At 69.8% G+C, this 17,717-nt stretch carries 14 protein-coding genes; 8 read left to right on the top strand and 6 right to left on the bottom strand.

Going from position 1 to position 17,717, the window contains the following annotated elements:
* Nucleotides 1-13: 13 nt before the first annotated feature.
* Complete coding sequence (locus ABTV10_RS18435; RefSeq protein ID WP_499029188.1) at nucleotides 14-1,765, top strand: glycerol-3-phosphate dehydrogenase/oxidase; 1,752 nt, start codon at nucleotides 14-16, stop codon at nucleotides 1,763-1,765.
* Here the strand turns inward: ABTV10_RS18435 and ABTV10_RS18430 are convergent.
* The 4 genes from ABTV10_RS18430 to ABTV10_RS18415 form a co-directional block, all read right to left on the bottom strand.
* Nucleotides 1,743-2,282 (bottom strand): hypothetical protein, encoded by a 540-nt coding sequence (locus tag ABTV10_RS18430; protein WP_499029186.1) that lies wholly within the window; start codon nucleotides 2,280-2,282, stop codon nucleotides 1,743-1,745. The genes ABTV10_RS18435 and ABTV10_RS18430 overlap by 23 nt on opposite strands.
* Nucleotides 2,283-2,302: 20 nt before the next feature.
* A complete protein-coding gene (locus ABTV10_RS18425) occupies nucleotides 2,303-3,241 on the bottom strand; it encodes an oxygenase MpaB family protein (protein WP_499029184.1) in 939 nt (312 codons plus the stop codon).
* Nucleotides 3,242-3,341: 100 nt separating this feature from the next.
* Nucleotides 3,342-4,127, bottom strand: coding sequence for a DNA-formamidopyrimidine glycosylase family protein (locus tag ABTV10_RS18420; RefSeq protein ID WP_499029182.1), 786 nt, complete (start codon nucleotides 4,125-4,127; stop codon nucleotides 3,342-3,344).
* A gap of 3 nt (nucleotides 4,128-4,130) precedes the next feature.
* A complete protein-coding gene (locus ABTV10_RS18415) occupies nucleotides 4,131-8,717 on the bottom strand; it encodes an ATP-dependent helicase (protein ID WP_499029180.1) in 4,587 nt (1,528 codons plus the stop codon).
* Between the two features lie 89 nt (nucleotides 8,718-8,806).
* Here ABTV10_RS18415 and ABTV10_RS18410 point away from each other — a divergent pair, with 89 nt between their 5' ends.
* Nucleotides 8,807-10,144, top strand: coding sequence for an anaerobic C4-dicarboxylate transporter (locus ABTV10_RS18410; RefSeq protein ID WP_499029178.1), 1,338 nt, complete (start codon nucleotides 8,807-8,809; stop codon nucleotides 10,142-10,144).
* A gap of 34 nt (nucleotides 10,145-10,178) precedes the next feature.
* Here the strand turns inward: ABTV10_RS18410 and ABTV10_RS18405 are convergent, their stop codons facing one another.
* Nucleotides 10,179-11,273 (bottom strand): N-formylglutamate amidohydrolase, encoded by a 1,095-nt coding sequence (locus tag ABTV10_RS18405; RefSeq protein ID WP_499029177.1) that lies wholly within the window; start codon nucleotides 11,271-11,273, stop codon nucleotides 10,179-10,181.
* 233 nt (nucleotides 11,274-11,506) lie between these two features.
* On the opposite strand from ABTV10_RS18405, the gene ABTV10_RS18400 reads away from it, so the two are divergent.
* Complete coding sequence (locus ABTV10_RS18400; RefSeq protein ID WP_499029175.1) at nucleotides 11,507-12,106, top strand: DUF8020 domain-containing protein; 600 nt, start codon at nucleotides 11,507-11,509, stop codon at nucleotides 12,104-12,106.
* A gap of 18 nt (nucleotides 12,107-12,124) precedes the next feature.
* On the opposite strand, the gene ABTV10_RS18395 is transcribed toward ABTV10_RS18400, so the two are convergent.
* Nucleotides 12,125-12,754 carry a TetR/AcrR family transcriptional regulator gene (locus ABTV10_RS18395; RefSeq protein ID WP_499029173.1) on the bottom strand — a complete coding sequence of 210 codons (630 nt, stop codon included), beginning with the start codon at nucleotides 12,752-12,754 and terminating at the stop codon, nucleotides 12,125-12,127.
* 61 nt (nucleotides 12,755-12,815) lie between these two features.
* Between ABTV10_RS18395 and ABTV10_RS18390 the strand changes: the two genes are divergently transcribed.
* The 5 genes from ABTV10_RS18390 (at nucleotide 12,816) to ABTV10_RS18370 (ending at nucleotide 17,717) form a co-directional block, all read left to right on the top strand.
* Complete coding sequence (locus tag ABTV10_RS18390) at nucleotides 12,816-13,766, top strand: patatin-like phospholipase family protein (RefSeq protein WP_499029171.1); 951 nt, start codon at nucleotides 12,816-12,818, stop codon at nucleotides 13,764-13,766.
* Complete coding sequence (locus ABTV10_RS18385; protein ID WP_499029169.1) at nucleotides 13,763-15,235, top strand: flavin-containing monooxygenase; 1,473 nt, start codon at nucleotides 13,763-13,765, stop codon at nucleotides 15,233-15,235. The genes ABTV10_RS18390 and ABTV10_RS18385 overlap by 4 nt, the downstream gene beginning before the upstream one ends.
* Nucleotides 15,232-16,059: an SDR family oxidoreductase gene (locus ABTV10_RS18380; RefSeq protein WP_499029167.1), complete on the top strand. Its 828-nt coding sequence runs from the start codon at nucleotides 15,232-15,234 to the stop codon at nucleotides 16,057-16,059. The genes ABTV10_RS18385 and ABTV10_RS18380 overlap by 4 nt, the downstream gene beginning before the upstream one ends.
* Before the next feature lie 93 nt (nucleotides 16,060-16,152).
* Nucleotides 16,153-17,058: a crotonase/enoyl-CoA hydratase family protein gene (locus tag ABTV10_RS18375; RefSeq protein ID WP_499029165.1), complete on the top strand. Its 906-nt coding sequence runs from the start codon at nucleotides 16,153-16,155 to the stop codon at nucleotides 17,056-17,058.
* A gap of 11 nt (nucleotides 17,059-17,069) precedes the next feature.
* Nucleotides 17,070-17,717 carry a TetR/AcrR family transcriptional regulator gene (locus ABTV10_RS18370; protein ID WP_499029163.1) on the top strand — a complete coding sequence of 216 codons (648 nt, stop codon included), beginning with the start codon at nucleotides 17,070-17,072 and terminating at the stop codon, nucleotides 17,715-17,717.

Genomic DNA, 17,717 nt, shown 5'->3' with positions numbered 1-17,717 from the left:
ACGGGAGACCGAGTTGGACAAGCAGCCTGGAGTGCAGTTCCTGGGCCCGCGACAGCGGGAGCAGGCCTGGGAGAAGTTGGGATCCGAGCAATTCGACGTGGTGGTCGTCGGCGGCGGTGTCGTCGGCGCCGGCGCCGCGCTCGACGCCGCGACCCGCGGGCTGAGGGTGGCGCTCGTCGAGGCCCGGGACTTCGCGTCCGGCACGTCGTCGCGATCGTCGAAGATGTTCCACGGTGGGCTGCGCTACCTCGAACAGCTCGAGTTCGGTCTGGTCGCGGAGGCGCTGCACGAGCGCGAGCTGTCGATGTCCACGCTCGCGCCGCACCTCGTCAAGCCGCTGAAGTTCCTCTTCCCGCTGACCCACCGCGTGTGGGAGCGCCCGTACATGGCCGCGGGCTTCATGCTGTACGACCGGATGGGCGGCGCGAAGTCCGTTCCGGCGCAGAAGCATCTGACCCGCGCGGGTGCGCTGCGCATGGCGCCGGGGCTCAAGCGCAGCGCGTTGATCGGCGGAATCCGCTACTTCGACACAGTCGTCGACGACGCCCGCCACACGATGACGGTGGCGCGCACGGCCGCGCACTACGGCGCGGTGGTGCGCACCTCCACACAGGTGGTGGGCTTCCTCCGCGAGGCCGACCGGGTGTCGGGCGTGCGCGTGCGAGATTCGGAGACCGGTGCGACGACGGAGGTCCAGGGCCACGTCGTCATCAACGCGACCGGCGTGTGGACCGACGAGATCCAGGCACTCTCGCGGCAGCGTGGCCGGTTCCGGGTGCGGGCGTCCAAGGGCGTCCACATCGTGGTCCCGCGCGATCGCATCGTGAGTGACTCCGCGATCATTCTCCGCACCGAGAAGTCCGTCCTGTTCGTCATCCCGTGGGGCAACCACTGGATCATCGGCACCACCGACACCGACTGGAACCTCGACCTCGCCCACCCGGCGGCGACGAAGGCCGACATCGACTACATCCTCGGCCACGTCAACAACGTACTGGTCACCCCGCTCACACACGACGACATCGACGGCGTCTACGCGGGCCTGCGCCCGCTGCTGGCAGGGGAGAGCGACGAGACGTCCAAGCTCTCGCGCGAGCACGCGGTCGCCCGCGTCGCACCGGGCCTGGTCGCGATCGCCGGCGGCAAGTACACCACCTATCGGGTGATGGGCGAGGACGCCGTCGACCTCGCCGCCGAGGACATCCCGGCGCGGGTGGCGCCGTCGATCACCGAGAAGGTGCCGCTGGTCGGCGCCGACGGTTACTTCGCGCTCGTCAACCAGGCGGTGCACCTCGGGCAGCTGTACGGGCTGCACCCGTACCGGATCAAGCACCTGCTGGACCGGTACGGGTCCCTCATCGAGGAGGTCCTCGAACTCGCCGCCGAGTCGCCGGAACTGCGCGAGCCGATCACCGATGCACCCGACTACCTGCAGGTGGAGGCCGTCTACGCGGCCGCGGCGGAAGGGGCGCTGCACCTCGAGGACATCCTCGCCCGGCGCACCCGCATCTCGATCGAGTACACGCACCGGGGCGTCAGCTGCGCCGAGCAGGTGGCCCGGCTCGTGGCACCGGTCCTGGGCTGGGACGAGGCCGCCATCGATCGCGAGGTCGAGACGTACCGGGCGCGCGTCGAGGCCGAGATCATGTCGCAGGCCCAGCCGGACGACGCCTCCGCCGACGCGCTGCGGGCGGCGGCTCCCGAGGCTCGGGCGGAGATCCTCGAGCCGGTGCCGGGTGCCGTCAGTGGGTCAGCACGATCTTGACGACGACGATCGCGGTGGCGGCGATGGCCAGCAACCCCGCCGCGATCAGGGTGTCGCGGGAGGGCCGCTCGTTGCGTAGTCGTGCGATGACGAAGACCATCGACGCGATGCGGATGAGAATCGTCACCTCGGCGATCACCTGAGCGGTGAACGGCTCGAGCCAGCCGAACACCGCCGTCGCCAGCACGATGATCGGCAGGACCGCCGAGCTGAGCACCGGCACCGAGTCGCGCAGCTCGGCCAGGCGGTCGGCGGTCGTCAGCTGGCGACCGGAGCGCACCGATTTGCCGACGCCTTCCGCGAAGGCATGGGCGATGAACGTCGAGAGCGCGGTTCCCGCCACGACGGCGATCGTGCGGGAGTCGCTGCGGGAGACGGTCTCCGGGATCAGCGCGGCGAGGATCAGGATGTTGCCGTACACGTACGCGCTGATCCGGCTGGCGGCGTTCTCCCGATCGAGTGGAACCGAGCGGCTCAGAAGGGGGCGGTGCAGCAGCGAGCGAAGATCCGATTCCATGCCTGAAAGCGTCGCATACCTCAGTTCAGCGGTGGAACGTAGTGGCTCGGATCGCCGCGATGAGCGAGCGGCGGCAAATTGCGGGTCGGCGTGTGCACCAGCGGCGCGTCGGCCGGCACGCGGCCGCTGACCCGATCCAGGCCGCCGCGGGCACGCGGATGCTTGCGGCGGCGTTCGGGGACGAGCCGGAAGGCCGCGTTCACCATTCGGCCCACCCGGCGGTGCGCCCACTCGTCGAGGGGCCTCCACCGGTAACCCAGCAGGTCCCGCACGGGTTGGTCGTACAGGCCGACGGTCAGCCACACGAATCCCCTCGCCACCGGGATGCTGGCGATGCGCCAGATCGGTTCGGGCATCCACATCAGGAACGGGGGACGCCCGATGCCGGACAGCTCGAGCACGTCGCGGGTGGCCTTGTTGTCCTCGAGGACGTTGCGGCACATGTGCTCCCAGTACTGCTGGAAGTCCTCCCACGTCTGCGGTACCGGGCGCATGCTCATCCCGTACAGCCGGTACCACTGGACGTGCTCGGTGAACAGCTGCCGCTTCTGGGTCTCGGTGACGCCGCCCATGAAGTGCTCGGCGGTGAGAATCGTGCCCATGAAGAAGGTGGCGTGCGCCCAGTAGAAGGTGTCCGGATCGAGGGCGTGGTAGCGGCGTCCCTTCGCGTCCACGCCCTTGATGGTGCGGTGGTAGTCGCGGACCTCCTCGGCCGTCATCCGGGCGCGGTCGCCGTCGAAGACGACACCACCGATCGGGTAGAGCGACCGGAACAGTCGTTCCCACCGCTCCTCGAAGAAGCGGGAGTGCTGCTCGACGCCCGCGCCGAGACCGGGATGCATGTTCTGCATCGATCCGGCCCACAGGCCCTGCAGCATGCCGCGCCAGTCGCCGAAGTAGCGCCAGGTGAGCGAGTCCGGACCGAGGGGGATCGGTGCCGGGGTGTCGGTTCGTGCCACGAGCAACCGCCTTCCACGCAGGGGAGTGACTACACCCGTTGTCAGACTAGGCCCGCGAGAAGTTCGTGGCGCACTGCGTCGGGTTGCTCGACGGTGCCGGTCAGCGTTGCGGCTGACAGTTCGGGCAGTAGAAGATCGAGCGCTCCCGGCCCGACTGCTCACCGAACTCGGCCGCGACGATCAGGGTCCCGCACCGCAGGCACGGCTTGCCGCCGCGCCCGTACACCCAGTCGCGGCGGCCGGGCCGTCGATCACCGGTGGTGACGCGGACGAGGCGGTCGCGATTCGCCCGCAGCAGCCGGTGCGCCAGGTCGACGACCTTCGGCAGGTCGGGAACGCGGTCGGTGGGGGTTCGCGGGTCGATGCCGCGCAGGAAGCAGATCTCGTTGCGGTACACGTTGCCGATGCCGGCCATGATGCGCTGATCGAGCAGAGCCTCACCGATCGGACGGTCCCCGGCCGAGGCGAGGTTGGCGGCCGCGGCCCCGGCGTCCCAATCCGGGCCGAGCAGGTCGGGCCCGAGATGACCGACGACGGTGTCCTCGTCGGTCCGTGCGATCACCTCGGTGATGCCGAGTGAGAATCCGACGGCGACAGTGTCATCGGTGCCCAGGACGATCCGAGCCTGATGTACCGGGCGCTTCCACCGGGCGCCGCGCGGGTACACGTGCCACGCGCCGTCCATCTTCAGATGGGTGTGGATCGTGTGGTCCCCGACGCGGATGAGCAGGTGCTTGCCGCGGGCGATCACCGATGCGACGGGCAGACCCGACAGGTCGACGGTCGCGTACCGCGGCACTCGGACGTCGCATTCGGTGAGCGTGTGTCCGGCGAGTGCCGCGTCCAGTCGGTGCGCGGTCTGCCAGACGGTGTCTCCCTCGGGCATGGCTCACGCCCGCAGGCGGTAGCCGCGCGGTGTGGCCGAGAAACCGACCTCCGCGAGCAACTGGCCGAAATCGTTGCCGTGGATGGTCAGCCCGTCCACCTTCTCGACGACGACCTTGTCGATGCCGCCGCGCTTGACGGTGGCGGCGAGCGACTCGGCGGCCGTGCGCAGGGCGTCGATGTCGTCGGTGAACGTGAGCACCGTGCGCCCGCCGCGTTCGACGAACAGCACCAGCTCGCCGTCGACGAGCACCACGAGACCGCCCGCCTTGCGGCCCGGGCGGTGCTTCGGGGCGTCTGGATCCTTGCCGGCGGCCATCGAGGCCGGCCACGGCAGCGCGGCGCCGTACGGATTCGCCGGGTCGCACGCGGCGAGCGTGACCGCGGGCGAGGTCGAGTGTCGGCCCTCGATCGAATCGCTGTGGGTGCGCAGCCGATCGACGACGTCGGACGTCGAGAACTGGGCACCACCGAGGGTGTCGACGAAGTAGCCGCGGCGGGCGCGTCCCCCGTCCTCGAAGCCGCGCAGCACCTTGTACATCGATGCGAATCCGCCGGGGACGTTCTCGCTGACCACCGACCCTCGAGTGACGACGCCGTACCGTTCGAGCAGCAGGTCCGCGGTCGCGTGGGCGCGCAGGGTGGGGTCGGGTTCGGGTTCCGGCAGCAGCGACCAGCGTCCGCCCGCGGTCGGCGGCCCGGACCGGGTGGGCATCGCGGGACGGCCGAGACGACGGTAGGCGTGCGCTCGGGGAGGCCGGCGGGGCGTGCGGTGGCTCGGGGTGGCGCGCGAGGTGTCCGACAGCAGTGCCCGCAGCGGTGCGAGGGTGTCGTTACCGATGTACCCGGCCCACACCAGATCCCACAGTGCGGAGGTGAGCGCCGGATCGTCCACGCCGTGGGACGCGGCCATGCCTGTCGCGCCGAGCGCGTCGGACAGTTGCCGGAAGAAGTAGGCACCGCCCCCGGCGAGGGTGTCGAGGATGCTGCGGTGGACGTCGGTGAGGTCGATCTCGGCGGGCGTGGCGAGCGTCAGCGGCGACGACTCGGCCAGGTGCAGGCTCACCCAGCCGTCCTTTCCGGAGATCTGCCCCGAACCCGACCACAGCACCTCGCCGGTGGCGGTGAGTTCGTCGAGCATCGCGGGGGAGTAGTCGCGCACCCGGGCGCCGAGGATCAGCGATTCGAGCGCCGACGCGGGAACCGGCACGCCCGCAAGCTGTTCCACGACGGTCACGACACCGTCGAGTCCGCGCAATGGTCCGCCGACGTGCTGCCAGCTGGGCAGGAACCGGCCAAGGGTCGCGGTGCTGACCGGTTCGACCTCCTCCCGGGCGGCCGCCAGGGAGCGGCGGCGCAGGCGGCGCAGCACCTCGGCGTCGCACCATTCGCTGCCGGAGGCGCCGGGCCGGAACTCGCCCTCGACCACCCGCTTCTCGTTCGCGAGACGGACGAGGACGTCGCGCGCGACTGCGGATCCGATGCCGAAGCGCTCCGCCGCCTCGGACACGGTGAACGGACCGTGCGTGCGCGCGTAGCGACCGAGCAGGTCGCCGAGTGGATTGTCGACGGGTTCGATGAAGGCGGCCGGCGTACCGATGGGCAGCGGCACCCCGAGACCGTCGCGCAGTCGGGCGGCGTCCTCGACGGCCGTCCACCAGTGCTGTCCGGCGAACGACACACGAAGGGCGCGGCGGTGGTCGACGAGTTCGGCGAGCCACGGCGTCGGATCGGACGTCGATCGGGCCGCGGCCTCCTTGGTGGTGAGCGGTCCGAGCAGTCGCAGCAGATCGGCCATGCCCTCCATGTCCCTGGCCTTGCGGTCCGGTTCCAGCCGCTGCAGTTCCCGCTCGGCCTTCGCGATGACGTCGGCGTCGAGCAACTCGCGCAACTCCACCCGGCCGAGTAGTTCGGCGAGCAGCGTCGAATCGAGGGACAGTGCGGCGGCGCGGCGTTCGGCGAGCGGGCTGTCGCCCTCGTACATGAACGCGCCCACGTAGTCGAACAGCAGCGCGTTCGCGAACGGCGACGGGGTCGCGGTCTCGACCTCGACGATCCGGATCTGCCGGCGGGCGATGCGGCCGAACAGGTCGCGCAGCGCGGGCAGGTCGTAGACGTCCTGCAGGCATTCGCGCACGGTCTCGAGCAGGATCGGGAAGGTCGGGAACTTGCGCGCGACGTCGAGCAGTTGGGCGGAGCGTTGCCGCTGCTGCCACAGCGGTGCCCGCTTGCCGGGGGTGCGGCGCGGCAACAGCAGTGCGCGCGCGGCACATTCGCGGAAGCGGGACGCGAACAGCGCCGAGCCGCCCACCTCGTCGGTGACGATGTCCTCGATCTCGTCCCGCTCGAACGCGAACAGTTCGGCGCCCGGCGGGGTGTCCTCGGTGTCGGGCAATCGGACGATGATGCCGTCGTCGGACGCGGTGGGCGCGGCGTCGACGCCGAACCGTTCGCGCAGCCGGGCACCGACCGCGAGCGCCCACGGCGCGTGCACCCGGAGGCCGTACGGCGAGTGCAGGACCAGGCGCCAGTCGCCGAGCTCGTCGCGGAAGCGCTCGACCACCAGCGTTCGGTCGGTGGGCACGCGGCCGGTGGCCTGCTGCTGGTCGGTGACCAGGGCGGCGAGGTTGGAGGTGGCGTTGGTGTCGAGCCCGGACGCGACGCAGCGCGCGGTCACCTCGTCCGGCGTGCTGGACGACAACTCGCGCAGGAACCCGCCGAGGGCCTCACCGAGTTCGGCGGGGCGGCCCAGCCCGTCGCCGTGCCAGAACGGGAGTCGTCCGGGCAGGCCGTACGCGGGGCTGACGAGCACCCGGTCGAACGTGATCTCCTCGATCCGCCAACTGGTCGCGCCGAGCGCGAACACGTCGCCGACCCGGGACTCGTAGACCATCTCCTCGTCGAGTTCGCCGACGCGAGAAGACTTCTCACCGACCATGTACACCGCGAACAGGCCGCGGTCGGGGATCGCGCCGCCAGACGTCACAGCCAGGCGTTGCGATCCGGGACGGCCGGTGAGGGTGCCGCCGTCGCGGTCCCACACCAGGCGCGGGCGCAGTTCGGCGAACTCGTCGGACGGATAGCGGCCGGCCAGCAGGTCGAGGGTCGACTCGTACGCCGAGCGTGGCAGTGTCGCGAACGACCCGCTGCGACGGACCACGTCGTACCACTGCTCGACGTCCAGCGGTTCGAGTGCGGTGGCCGCGACGGTCTGCTGCGCGAGGATGTCGAGCGGATTGGCGGGGATCTCGAGGGCCTCGATCTTCCCGGAGGTCATGCGTTCGACGGTCACGGCGCAGTGGATCAGGTCGGTGCGGTGTTTGGGGAACAGGACGCCGCGGGAGATCTCACCCACCTGGTGTCCGGCGCGGCCGACGCGCTGCAGGCCGCTCGCGACCGACGGCGGGGCCTCCACCTGGATGACGAGATCGACTGCACCCATGTCGATTCCGAGCTCGAGGCTGCTGGTGGCGACGACACAGCGCAGGCGGCCCGACTTGAGGTCGTCCTCGATGATCGCGCGCTGGTCCTTGCTGACCGAGCCGTGGTGGGCCCGGGCGAGCAGTGGATCGGCGCCGTAGTTGACCTCCGTGGGCGCCCCGATCTGTGACGGAGGCCTGCCCTGCTTCTCGACGGCGGTGCCGAGGCGTTCGGCGTAGATCTCGTTGAGCCGCGCGGTGAGCTTTTCGGCGAGACGCCGCGAGTTCGCGAACACGATCGACGAACGGTGCTCGAGGATCAGGTCGACGATCTGCTCCTCGACGTGCGGCCAGATCGATCCGGCCTGCGGGGTGGGGGAGGCCGAGTCCGGATCGGGTTCGGCGACACCGAGTTCGGTCATGTCCTCGACGGGAACCCGGACGGTGAGATCGAACGTCTTGGCCGCGGGCGGTGCGACGATACGGATCGGCGCCGCGCCCGCGAGGAACCGGCCCACCTCCTCGTGCGGGCGCACGGTCGCCGAGAGGCCGATGCGCTGCACCGGCCGCTCGCGCAGCATGTCGAGGCGTTCGAGCGACAGGGCCAGGTGTGCGCCACGCTTGGTGCCCGCGACCGCGTGGACCTCGTCGACGATGACCGTCTCCACCCCGGTCAGGGTGTCCCGGGCCGCCGACGTCAGCATCAGGAACAGTGATTCGGGGGTGGTGATGAGGATGTCCGGGGGCGTCTTGATCAGCTTGCGACGCTCACCGGTGGGGGTGTCGCCGGACCGGACGCCGACGCGGATCTCCGGCGGGTCGAATCCGCGGCGCTTGGCGGTCTGGGTGATGCCGACCAGCGGCGCCCGCAGGTTGCGTTCGACGTCCACGCCGAGCGCCTTGAGCGGCGAGATGTAGAGGACCCGCGTCGTCCGCTCCGATCCGTCATGGGCCGTCGACGCCAACCGGTCGAGGGCCCACAGGAACGCCGACAGCGTCTTGCCGGAGCCGGTCGGGGCGACGACGAGGGTGTGCGATCCGCTCGCGATGGAGTCCCACGCGCCGAGCTGCGCGGCGGTGGGGGCATCGAAGGCACCGTCGAACCACTCCCGGGTGGGCGCGGAGAAACGGTCGAGGACGGCGTCCATGCGCTCCATCTTGCCCGGACTCACCGACACACATCGCTATACGGCGTCACGCCCGCACCCGTAGTAATTTCCTGATCAAACGATCGGTCCTCCTTTCCGACGGGCGGGATGTCATGGAGACAGTGAAGTTTGTGCTCGAGCTCGCGGTGGTGCTCGGTGCGATCGTGATGGGCACCCGATCGAGCGGTGTCGCCCTCGGTCTGTGGGGCGGCGCGGGCGTCGCGGTCCTCGTCTTCGTCTTCCGGGAACCGGTCGGCACCCCACCGGTCGACGCGCTGCTGATCGTGCTGTCGGTCGTGCTCGCGTCGTCGATGATGCAGGTCGCGGGCGGCATCGACTGGATGGTGACGATCGCGGCGAAGTTGATCTCGCGGCGGCCGAAGCAGATCACGCTCATCGCGCCGCTGGTGGCGTTCCTGTTCTCGGTCGGTGCGGGAACGTCGAACATCCTGTACCCGCTGCTCCCGGTGATCTACGACCTCTCGTACCGCAACGGGGTGCGGCCGTCCCGTCCGCTCTCGTTGTCGGTGGTGTCGACCGGCGTCGCGCTCGCGTGCAGTCCGGTGTCGGCCGCGATGGCCGCCATGGTGACGCTCACCGACGTCGCGCCGTACAACTTCGAGTTGGTCGACATCCTCATGGTCACGCTGCCCGCCGCGATCATCGGCATCGTGCTGTCGTCGTTCGTCGTCAACAAGCTCGGCAAGGAACTGCGGGACGATCCCGAGGTCCAGGCGAAGATCAAGTCCGGTGAGCTCGAGGCCGTCGGTGCCGGCGGCCCGGGTGCGCTCGAGCTCGAGTCGACCGTCCAGGGCCGTAACGCCGCGCTGATCTTCCTCAGCGGTGTCGCCGCGATCGTCGTGTTCGGCCTCTTCAAGGACATCCGCCCGGTGGGGTCCGACGGCAGCCCGCTGTCGATGACACCGATCATCGAGATGATCATGTTCGTCGTCGGCACCCTGATCCTGCTGGTGGCTCGCCCGAACGTGACCGAGGTGCCCGCCTCGACCGTCTTCCGGGCCGGCATGGTGTCGGCGATCGCGCTGTTCGGCCTGGCCTGGCTCACCGACACCTTCATCAGCGCACACAGCGACACCATCACGAACACGGTGGGCGACTGGGTCGATGCCGCCCCGTGGATCTTCGCGCTCGGCGTGTTCCTGGTGTGCGTGCTCACCACCAGCCAGTCGACCGCGACCCGGACGATCGTGCCGATCGGCCTCGCCTCCGGAATCGCCCCGGGCGTCCTCAGTGGCATGTGGGCCGGCGCGTTCGCGGGCATCTACCTGTTGCCCACCAACGGATCCCAGATCGCCGCCGCCAACTTCGACCTGTCCGGCACCACCAAGCTCGGGTCCAAGCTCGTCGACCACTCGTTCTTCGTGCCGACCCTCGTCCTGGCGGTCACCACGATCGCGGCGGGTGCCGGGATCGGGGTGCTGCTGGGCTGACGTCGTGTAGGAGGACGATCCGAGTCTGACCCGCTCAGCGGTGTCGGTAGGCGTCCCAGCTCGCCTTGCAGGCGTGGGCCAGGCGGTCGATCCGATCCGGGTCGGCCGCCGGCCAGTCGACGCCGGGCGCCATGAGTTCCGACGTCGCCGTCTCACCGAGAAGGAACTCGCGGCGGAACTCCGCCTGCACCGCGCCGAGCACCGTCCCGGCGGCCTCCGCCCGGGGACGCAGCGCGGCGAAACGGGCTCCCGCGGAGATGATCTCCTGACTGCCGAGGTAGGGCTGGTTGAGCAGCACGGCCTCGGGGTCCGTCGAGAACCCCGTGAACCCCTTCCGGTGGGCGTCGCCGAGTGCACGGATGCGCTCGGGGTCCATCGTGACCGGATTGTCGCCTCTCGGATCACCGTGGTGGTCTCCGCGATTCGACAGCGCGACGATGTCCGGCAGCAGGTCGGCCGCGGCGCGCGGCACGGTCACGGCGCCGTCGCGTCGGGTCGTGTGGTTCATCGTGTCGTGGAACGACAGCGTCGTGAAGTCGGTGCCGCGCTGCAGCGCCAGGTCGGCCATGCGGTCGACCAGGCCGTCCCGCGTGCGTTCGTAGACACCGAGACCGCGCTCGGCAACCTCGGTGAACGTGTCGGCCAGGCGCTTCCACCCGGCGTCGTCGGCGGGTTCGAGCAGCAGCGGGTAGAAGGAGAACGTCACCGGCCGGACCGCGTCGACGCCGGTGAGGTCGGCCTTGTTGCCGCGCCCGGCCTGGCGCACCCGGGCGAACGCCTCCCGGAGCGTCGCCTCGAGATCGGCGGGACGGGCCCGGTTGGGGTCGCGGATCATTCGTGGATGCGGGTTCTCCACGTACACGATCCGCGGGTCGATCTCGGCCCAGCGCCGCACGATCGGCCCGGTGGACATATCGGTGAAATCGAACTGCAGGCGCCGGGTGAACTGGGGTGCGAGGAACGGTGCCAGCTCCTCGGGGATCGCGTAGCCCGAATGTGGGCAGCTCACCAGGAGATCCGCGTCGGCGACGGCCTGGTCGAGCGTTCGGCTGTCGCGGTCGGCGAAGAAGGTCAGATCGTCGGCCGTGAATTCCGTTCCGGCAGCGAGGAAGAGCGGGTCGCCAGTCATGGCTCGACGATAGCGGCTGGGAATGCCGCTGGCGCGGTAAGGAAATGCGGTCGAATCGGACATCGTCGGACGCCGCGCGGTGGGCGACGGGGCGCGTCGTCGAAGTAGCTCGAGATTCGATGTCGAATCTCGGTTAGGCCGTACAGACCGGCCTCCACTCATTAGTCTAGTGGATGTTCCGGACGGTCTTTGACCAGGTCGGGGCCGTCTTCCTGCGAGGAGGGGAGCTCCCCGTGAAACTCCACAAGACTGCGGCGGTATCTGTACTCGCAATCGCGGCGCTGGGCGTGGCCAGCGGTACCGCCTATGCCGAACCCGGCGCACCACCGACGCCCAGCCCGATCCACTATCGAACCCAGATCGGCGCGAACGGAACCTCGCTCGAGACCGTTCTCGACGCGGGCACCTTCCGCGTCGCCGGCGACACGGTCGACGTCGTCGACCCCACCGGGGCCACGGTCGGCACCATCCCGCTGACCTATCCGGTGGCCGGAACGACCGTGCCGCTCGTGCCGTCGATCGACGGCGGCAGGCTCACCCTCACTCCGGAGATCCCGGCGCAGGGAGTCGGTGCGCTGAACGACGTGGACGCCCGTCAGGACGCTTACGACAATATGGTGCGCCAGATCGAGCAGGGCTGGTTCAACGGTGGCGCAATGAACGCGCAGATCGGCGCCGGCGTCGGTGCGGTCGTCGGATGCGTGTTGTTCCTGTTCGTCGGCTGCATTCCGGGCGCGGCGATCGGTGGCGCGATCGGTGCGGCGACGGGCATCACCAACGCCAATCCCGCGGTTCAGCCCGCCATCTTCGATTTCATCGCCACCCTCAACTGAACCGCCCGTCGGGGCGCGTCACCGGGATCCTGCCTCCGAGTCGGGGAGAGGCGGGCTCCGGCGGAGCAACGCGCGCAGGTTGTCGGTGACGATCCGCGCCGAGATGGTGGGGTCGATGGCGCGCTGGATGCCCAGTCCCACTCCGAGACTGAGGATGCTGCGGGCTGCGTCCTCCGGAGGGAGCGGCAGTCGGACCCCGGTCGTGGCCGTGAGCGAATTCAGCAGCGCCAGAACTGTTCCGTGAGCCATCGCCAGGGTGGACGCCAGCGCTGCTCGCACCTCGGGATCGTGACGGGACGCGGCGATGAACTCGAACTCGAGCATCGTCCAGCCGACGTCGCCGAGCGTCCGCTCCGCCCAGTCCTGGAAGCGGGTCAGCGTCGCGTCGAGATCCGTCGTCTCGTCCAGCGCCAGTACCGTCGCGACCTCCTCGAACTTAGACGAGTGGATCAGGTCCAGGACCTCGAGGCACAACTCCTTCTTACCGCGGAAGTTGGAGTACACCGCGCCCTTCGAATACCCCGCGGCGTCCGCCACCTTCTCCAGCGACGTCGCGGCGTAGCCGTCGGCGAGGAACAGGTCGCGCGCGGTCGCGAGCAACTCGGCCCGGGTCCGGGCCTGGCTCTCCGATCTGGTCAAACGTGGCATCCGGTCATTCTCTCCGAAATTTGGGGTACCGACGGTATCTGAATTCTGTTAGCTTCTGACTATGACGTCGAGTGACACACATCTCAGTCGGGGCGTGGTGATCGGATGCGGGGGCACGCTCGGGGCGGCGTGGACCGTCGCGGCGCTGGTGGCGGTGCGCGACGTGCTCGGCTGGGACCCGCGCGACGCCGACGTCCTGATCGGCACGTCCGCCGGTGCGGAGCTGGTGACGATGCTCGGCGGCGGCATCGGCATCGACGAGATCCTCGCGATGCAGCTGGGGGAGTCGACGCATCCGGTGCTGTCCAGGCATCTGGCCGGGGCGCCGGGGCGCTTCCCGCCGCTGCCGCGACCGCGCCTCGGCTCGCCCGGACTGGTGCGGCGGGGTCTGCCCACCGTGACCGGGCTGAGCGGGCTGCTCCCCGAGGGCGGCGGCGACGCGGGCTGGCTGGACCGGCTCGCAGCCGGTGTCACGGACACCCGCGGCTGGGTGCAGCACCCCGAGACCTGGTTGATCGCCATGGATTACGCCACCGGCGAGCGGGTGGCGTTCGGCGCGCAGGGGGCGCCGAACGCGACGCTGTCGCAGGCGCTGCGGGCGTCGTGGGCGATACCCGGCTGGATGCCCCCGGTGGAGATCGGCGGCCGGCGGTTCGTCGACGGCGGCGCGGCGTCCACCGCCTCCGCGGACCTGCTCGCCGGACGGGGGCTCGACGAGGTGATCGTCCTGGCGCCCATGGCCTCCCGCGGGCGAATCCCCGGCCGCGGGCCCGCCTTCTTCGAACGGACGATTCTGCGGAACTGGATGAGCGCCGGACTCGACGCCGAGATCGCGGCGCTGGGCGCGTCGGGCACCCGGGTGATCCGGATTGACGCGACCGCCGAGGATCTCGCCGTGATGGGGGCCAACTTCATGGACGACCGCCGCCGACTCGCGACCCTCGAGCACGCGCTGCGCAGCACCCGGGCCGCGGCCGAGCGTGCCCTCACCACGACAGGAGAGCATGCATGAGCCGTCATCACGAGGTGATCGTCGTCGGCGCCGGAATTTCGGGCATCGGGGCGGTGATCCGGTTGCAGCAAATGGGAATCGCCGACGTCGTGGTCCTCGAGAAGGGCGACTCGCTGGGCGGCACCTGGCGCGACAACACGTACCCGGGATGTGCCTGCGACGTGCCGTCGGCGCTGTACTCGTACTCGTTCGCGCCCAACGGTGACTGGAGTCGACTGTTCGCGGGCCAGAACGAGATTCGGGAGTACATCGAACGGACCGCGGACGCACACGGGGTCCACGCGCGGGTCCGGTTCGGCACCGAGATGCTCCGCGCGCAGTGGGACGAGGCGACGCGGCGGTGGACGCTGGAGACGTCGAACGGCACGTACACGGCGGACGCGGTGATCGCCGCGGCCGGGCCGTGGAACCAGCCGCTGATCCCCGACATCCCCGGGCTCGACGGGTTCACCGGCGAGGTGTTCCACTCGTCGCGCTGGAACCACGACTACGACCTCACCGGCAAGCGTGTCGCCGTCGTCGGAACCGGGGCGTCCGCGGTGCAGTTCGTCCCGGAGATCGCCCCGCGCGTGGGCAGGCTGCACCTGTACCAGCGGACCGCGCAGTGGGTGCTGCCCAAGCCCGACACCGCGTTGCCCGCCGCGGTACGAACCACACTGACTGCGCTGCCCGGCGCGCTGAAGGCCTTGCGGCGCATCGAGTACGGGATCATGGAGGCGCTCGGCGTGGGTTTCCGCAACCCGTGGATGCTGCGGGTGATCCAGCAGATCGGCCGCCTCCAACTGCGCACCCAGGTGCGCGATCCGGAACTCCGCCGGGCGCTCACACCGGACTACACGCTCGGCTGCAAGCGCCTGCTGATGTCCAACACGTACTACCCGGCGCTGGGCCGTCCCAACGTCGAGGTGCACGACAACGCGGTGCGGTCGGTGCGCGGCAACGTCGTGGTCGGTGCCGACGGCGTGGAACGCGAGGTGGACGCCATCATCTTCGGCACCGGCTTCCACATCCTCGACATGCCGATCGCCGGGCGGGTGTTCGACGGGCAGGGCCGCAGCCTCGACGACCACTGGAAGGGCAGCCCGCAGGCGTACCTCGGCACCACCGTCGCCGGATTCCCCAACGCGTTCGTGCTGCTCGGTCCGGCGCTCGGCACCGGGCACACGTCGGCGTTCATGATCCTCGAGGCGCAACTGAACTACCTGACCGCCGCGATCGCCGCGGCGCGCGCGGCGGGATGGACACGGATGGAGCCCCGCCCCGAGGTGCAGGCCGCGTTCAACGCCGAGGTGCAGGAGGCGCTCGCGACCACCGTCTACAACGCCGGCGGTTGCCACAGCTACTTCCTGGACGTCAACGGCCGCAACAGCTTCAACTGGCCGTGGTCGACCGGACGGATGCGGGAACGCCTGCGGCACTTCGACGAAGCCGCCTACCTGACGTCGACGGGATCGGCGGTGCCGTCGTGACCGGGTATCCCGAGATCGCGGTGTCCGGTGCGCGGGTGCTCGTGACCGGCGCCGGCCGGGGCATCGGCCGGGCCACCGCGCAGGCGTTCGCGGCACGCGGGGCGACGGTGGCCCTGGCCGACATCGACCGGGTCGCCGTGACGGACGCGGCCGCGGGCATCGGGACCGCGCACGTGCTCGACGTGCGGTCCCGCCCGTCGTGGGACGCGTGCGTCGCCGAGGTCGGGCCGATCGACATCCTCGTCAACAACGCCGGCGTCATGCCGGTCGGCGCGTTCCTCGACGAGTCCGACGCCACGGGGGAGATGACGCTCGACGTCAACGTGTGGGGTCCGATCCACGGGATGAGGGCCGTGGTGCCCGGCATGCTCGGACGCGGACGCGGGCACGTGGTGAACGTCGCGTCGCTCGCCGGCAAGATCGCCATCCCCGGGCTCGCCGTGTACAACGCGAGCAAGTATGCGGCCGTGGGACTCTCGGCGGCGGCCCGGCTGGAGTTCGCCGACGGCGGCATCAGTGTGTCCACCGTCCTGCCCAGCGCCGTCCGCACCACGCTCACGTCGGGCATCCCACTGGGGAAGGGCCTGCCCACCGTCGACGCCGAGGACATCGCCGCCGCCGTCCTGCGTACCGTCCGCACCCGCCGCGCCGAGACCCCGGTCCCCGGCTACCTCGCGGCACTGGACCTCGGGCTGGCGGTGGCGCCGGAGCGGCTGATGAGACTGATTCGGCGGGTCGTCGGCGGTGAACGGGCGCTGACGAGCGTCGACCCCACAGCGCGGGCCGACTACGACGCGCGGTTGCGGCGGACCGAAGGGGGCTGACCTCTGCTCCGCGGTACGCCGAACCTGACGACCTCGAAAAAAGAAGTGAAGTCACTTCTTGACGTGAGGGACGCCACATGATTTCGTATGGGCATGACGCAAGCACCGGAATTCGAAACGATCCTCTACAAGACCGAGGGCAAGATCGCGACCATCACGCTCAATCGACCCGAGCAGCTGAATACGATCGTCCCGCCGATGCCGGACGAGGTGGAGAAGGCGGTGGCCATGGCCACCCTCGACGAGAACGTCTCGGTCATCGTGCTCCGCGGCGCGGGACGTTCCTTCTGCGGTGGATACAACTTCGGTGGCGGCTTCCACCACTGGGACTCCCACATGAACACCGACGGTCAGTGGGATCCGGGTAAGGACTTCGCCTTCTCGACCGCGCCGCAGGTGGCGCCGACCCAGAAGTTCCTCTCGGTGTGGCGGACTTCCAAGCCGGTGATCGCCCAGGTGCACGGCTGGTGCGTTGGCGGTGGCAGCGACTTCGCGCTGTCCGCTGACCTGATCGTCGCCAGTGACGACGCGATGATCGGCACGCCGTACAGCCGTATGTGGGGCTGCTACCTCTCCGGCATGTGGCTCTACCGACTCGGCCTGACCAAGGCCAAGGAGTACGCACTGACCGGTAAGCCCCTCAGCGGCGCAGAGGCCGCAGAGGTCGGCCTGATCAACAAGGCGGTTCCGTTCGCCGAGCTCGAGTCGACCGTGGCGACGCTGGCCGAGCAGCTGTCCAACATCCCGCTCTCGCAGTTGTCGGCGATGAAGCTGATCGTGAACCAGGCATACGACAACATGGGCCTCGCTTCCACTCAGACGCTCGGACCGATCCTGGACGGCCTCATGCGCAACACCCCGGATGCGAAGCGGTTCATCGATCTGGCGCAGACGGACGGTGTTCGTGCCGTCGTCACCGAGCGCGACGGACTGTTCGGCGACTACAGCCAGGGCCCCGCGGAACGGCAGCCCAACCCGGAGCACGTGATCATTCCCTAACGTTCTCGTCTATGAACGCTGCAACCAACTCCTCCCCGAGCGACCGGACCGGGTCCGCTCCCCGTCCGATCACTGCCAAGGGTCGCGCGACCCGCAAGCGGCTGATCGAGGCGGCGCAGGACGAACTCCGCAGGAACGGAACCCTGGAGATCGCCGACGTCGCTGCCGCGGCCGGGGTCGCGCAGAGCGTGATCCACCGCTACTTCGGCAGCAAGGCCGGCCTGGTCGAGACCGTCGTGGCCGAGTTCTACGACGACTACGACAACGCGGTCTTCCTCGCACCACTGGCGCCCGAGGCCACGTGGATGGAACGGGAGACGTTGCGTATCGAGTTGGAGGTCGCGTTCCTCTACGAACATCCCCTCGGCCGGCGGGTCGCGGCAGGTCTCCTGCAGGAGGCGGCCGCGACCCGCATCGATGCCGAACGGCAGCGCCGGCACGCGGGCATGGCCGCCCGCAACATCCGGCACGGCCAGCACACCGGCGAACTCCCGACCGACATCAACGCAGATCTGGCGGGCGCAGCGATCATCGGCGCGCTCCGCTCGGTCCTCGCCGCCGCGCTCAGTCTCGACGTACCACCCTCGCGTTCCGAGGTCGCGACCACAGTGACCCGACTCTCGCGAGCGCTTCTGCACTCCCCACCACACCCCGCCTAG

The organism is Paraburkholderia sp. RHO2, from assembly GCF_050955445.1.
Lineage (GTDB): Bacteria > Actinomycetota > Actinomycetes > Mycobacteriales > Mycobacteriaceae > Prescottella > Prescottella agglutinans_A.
Note: the sequence above shows the minus strand (reverse complement) of the source record. Positions and strands in the feature narration are given on the sequence as shown.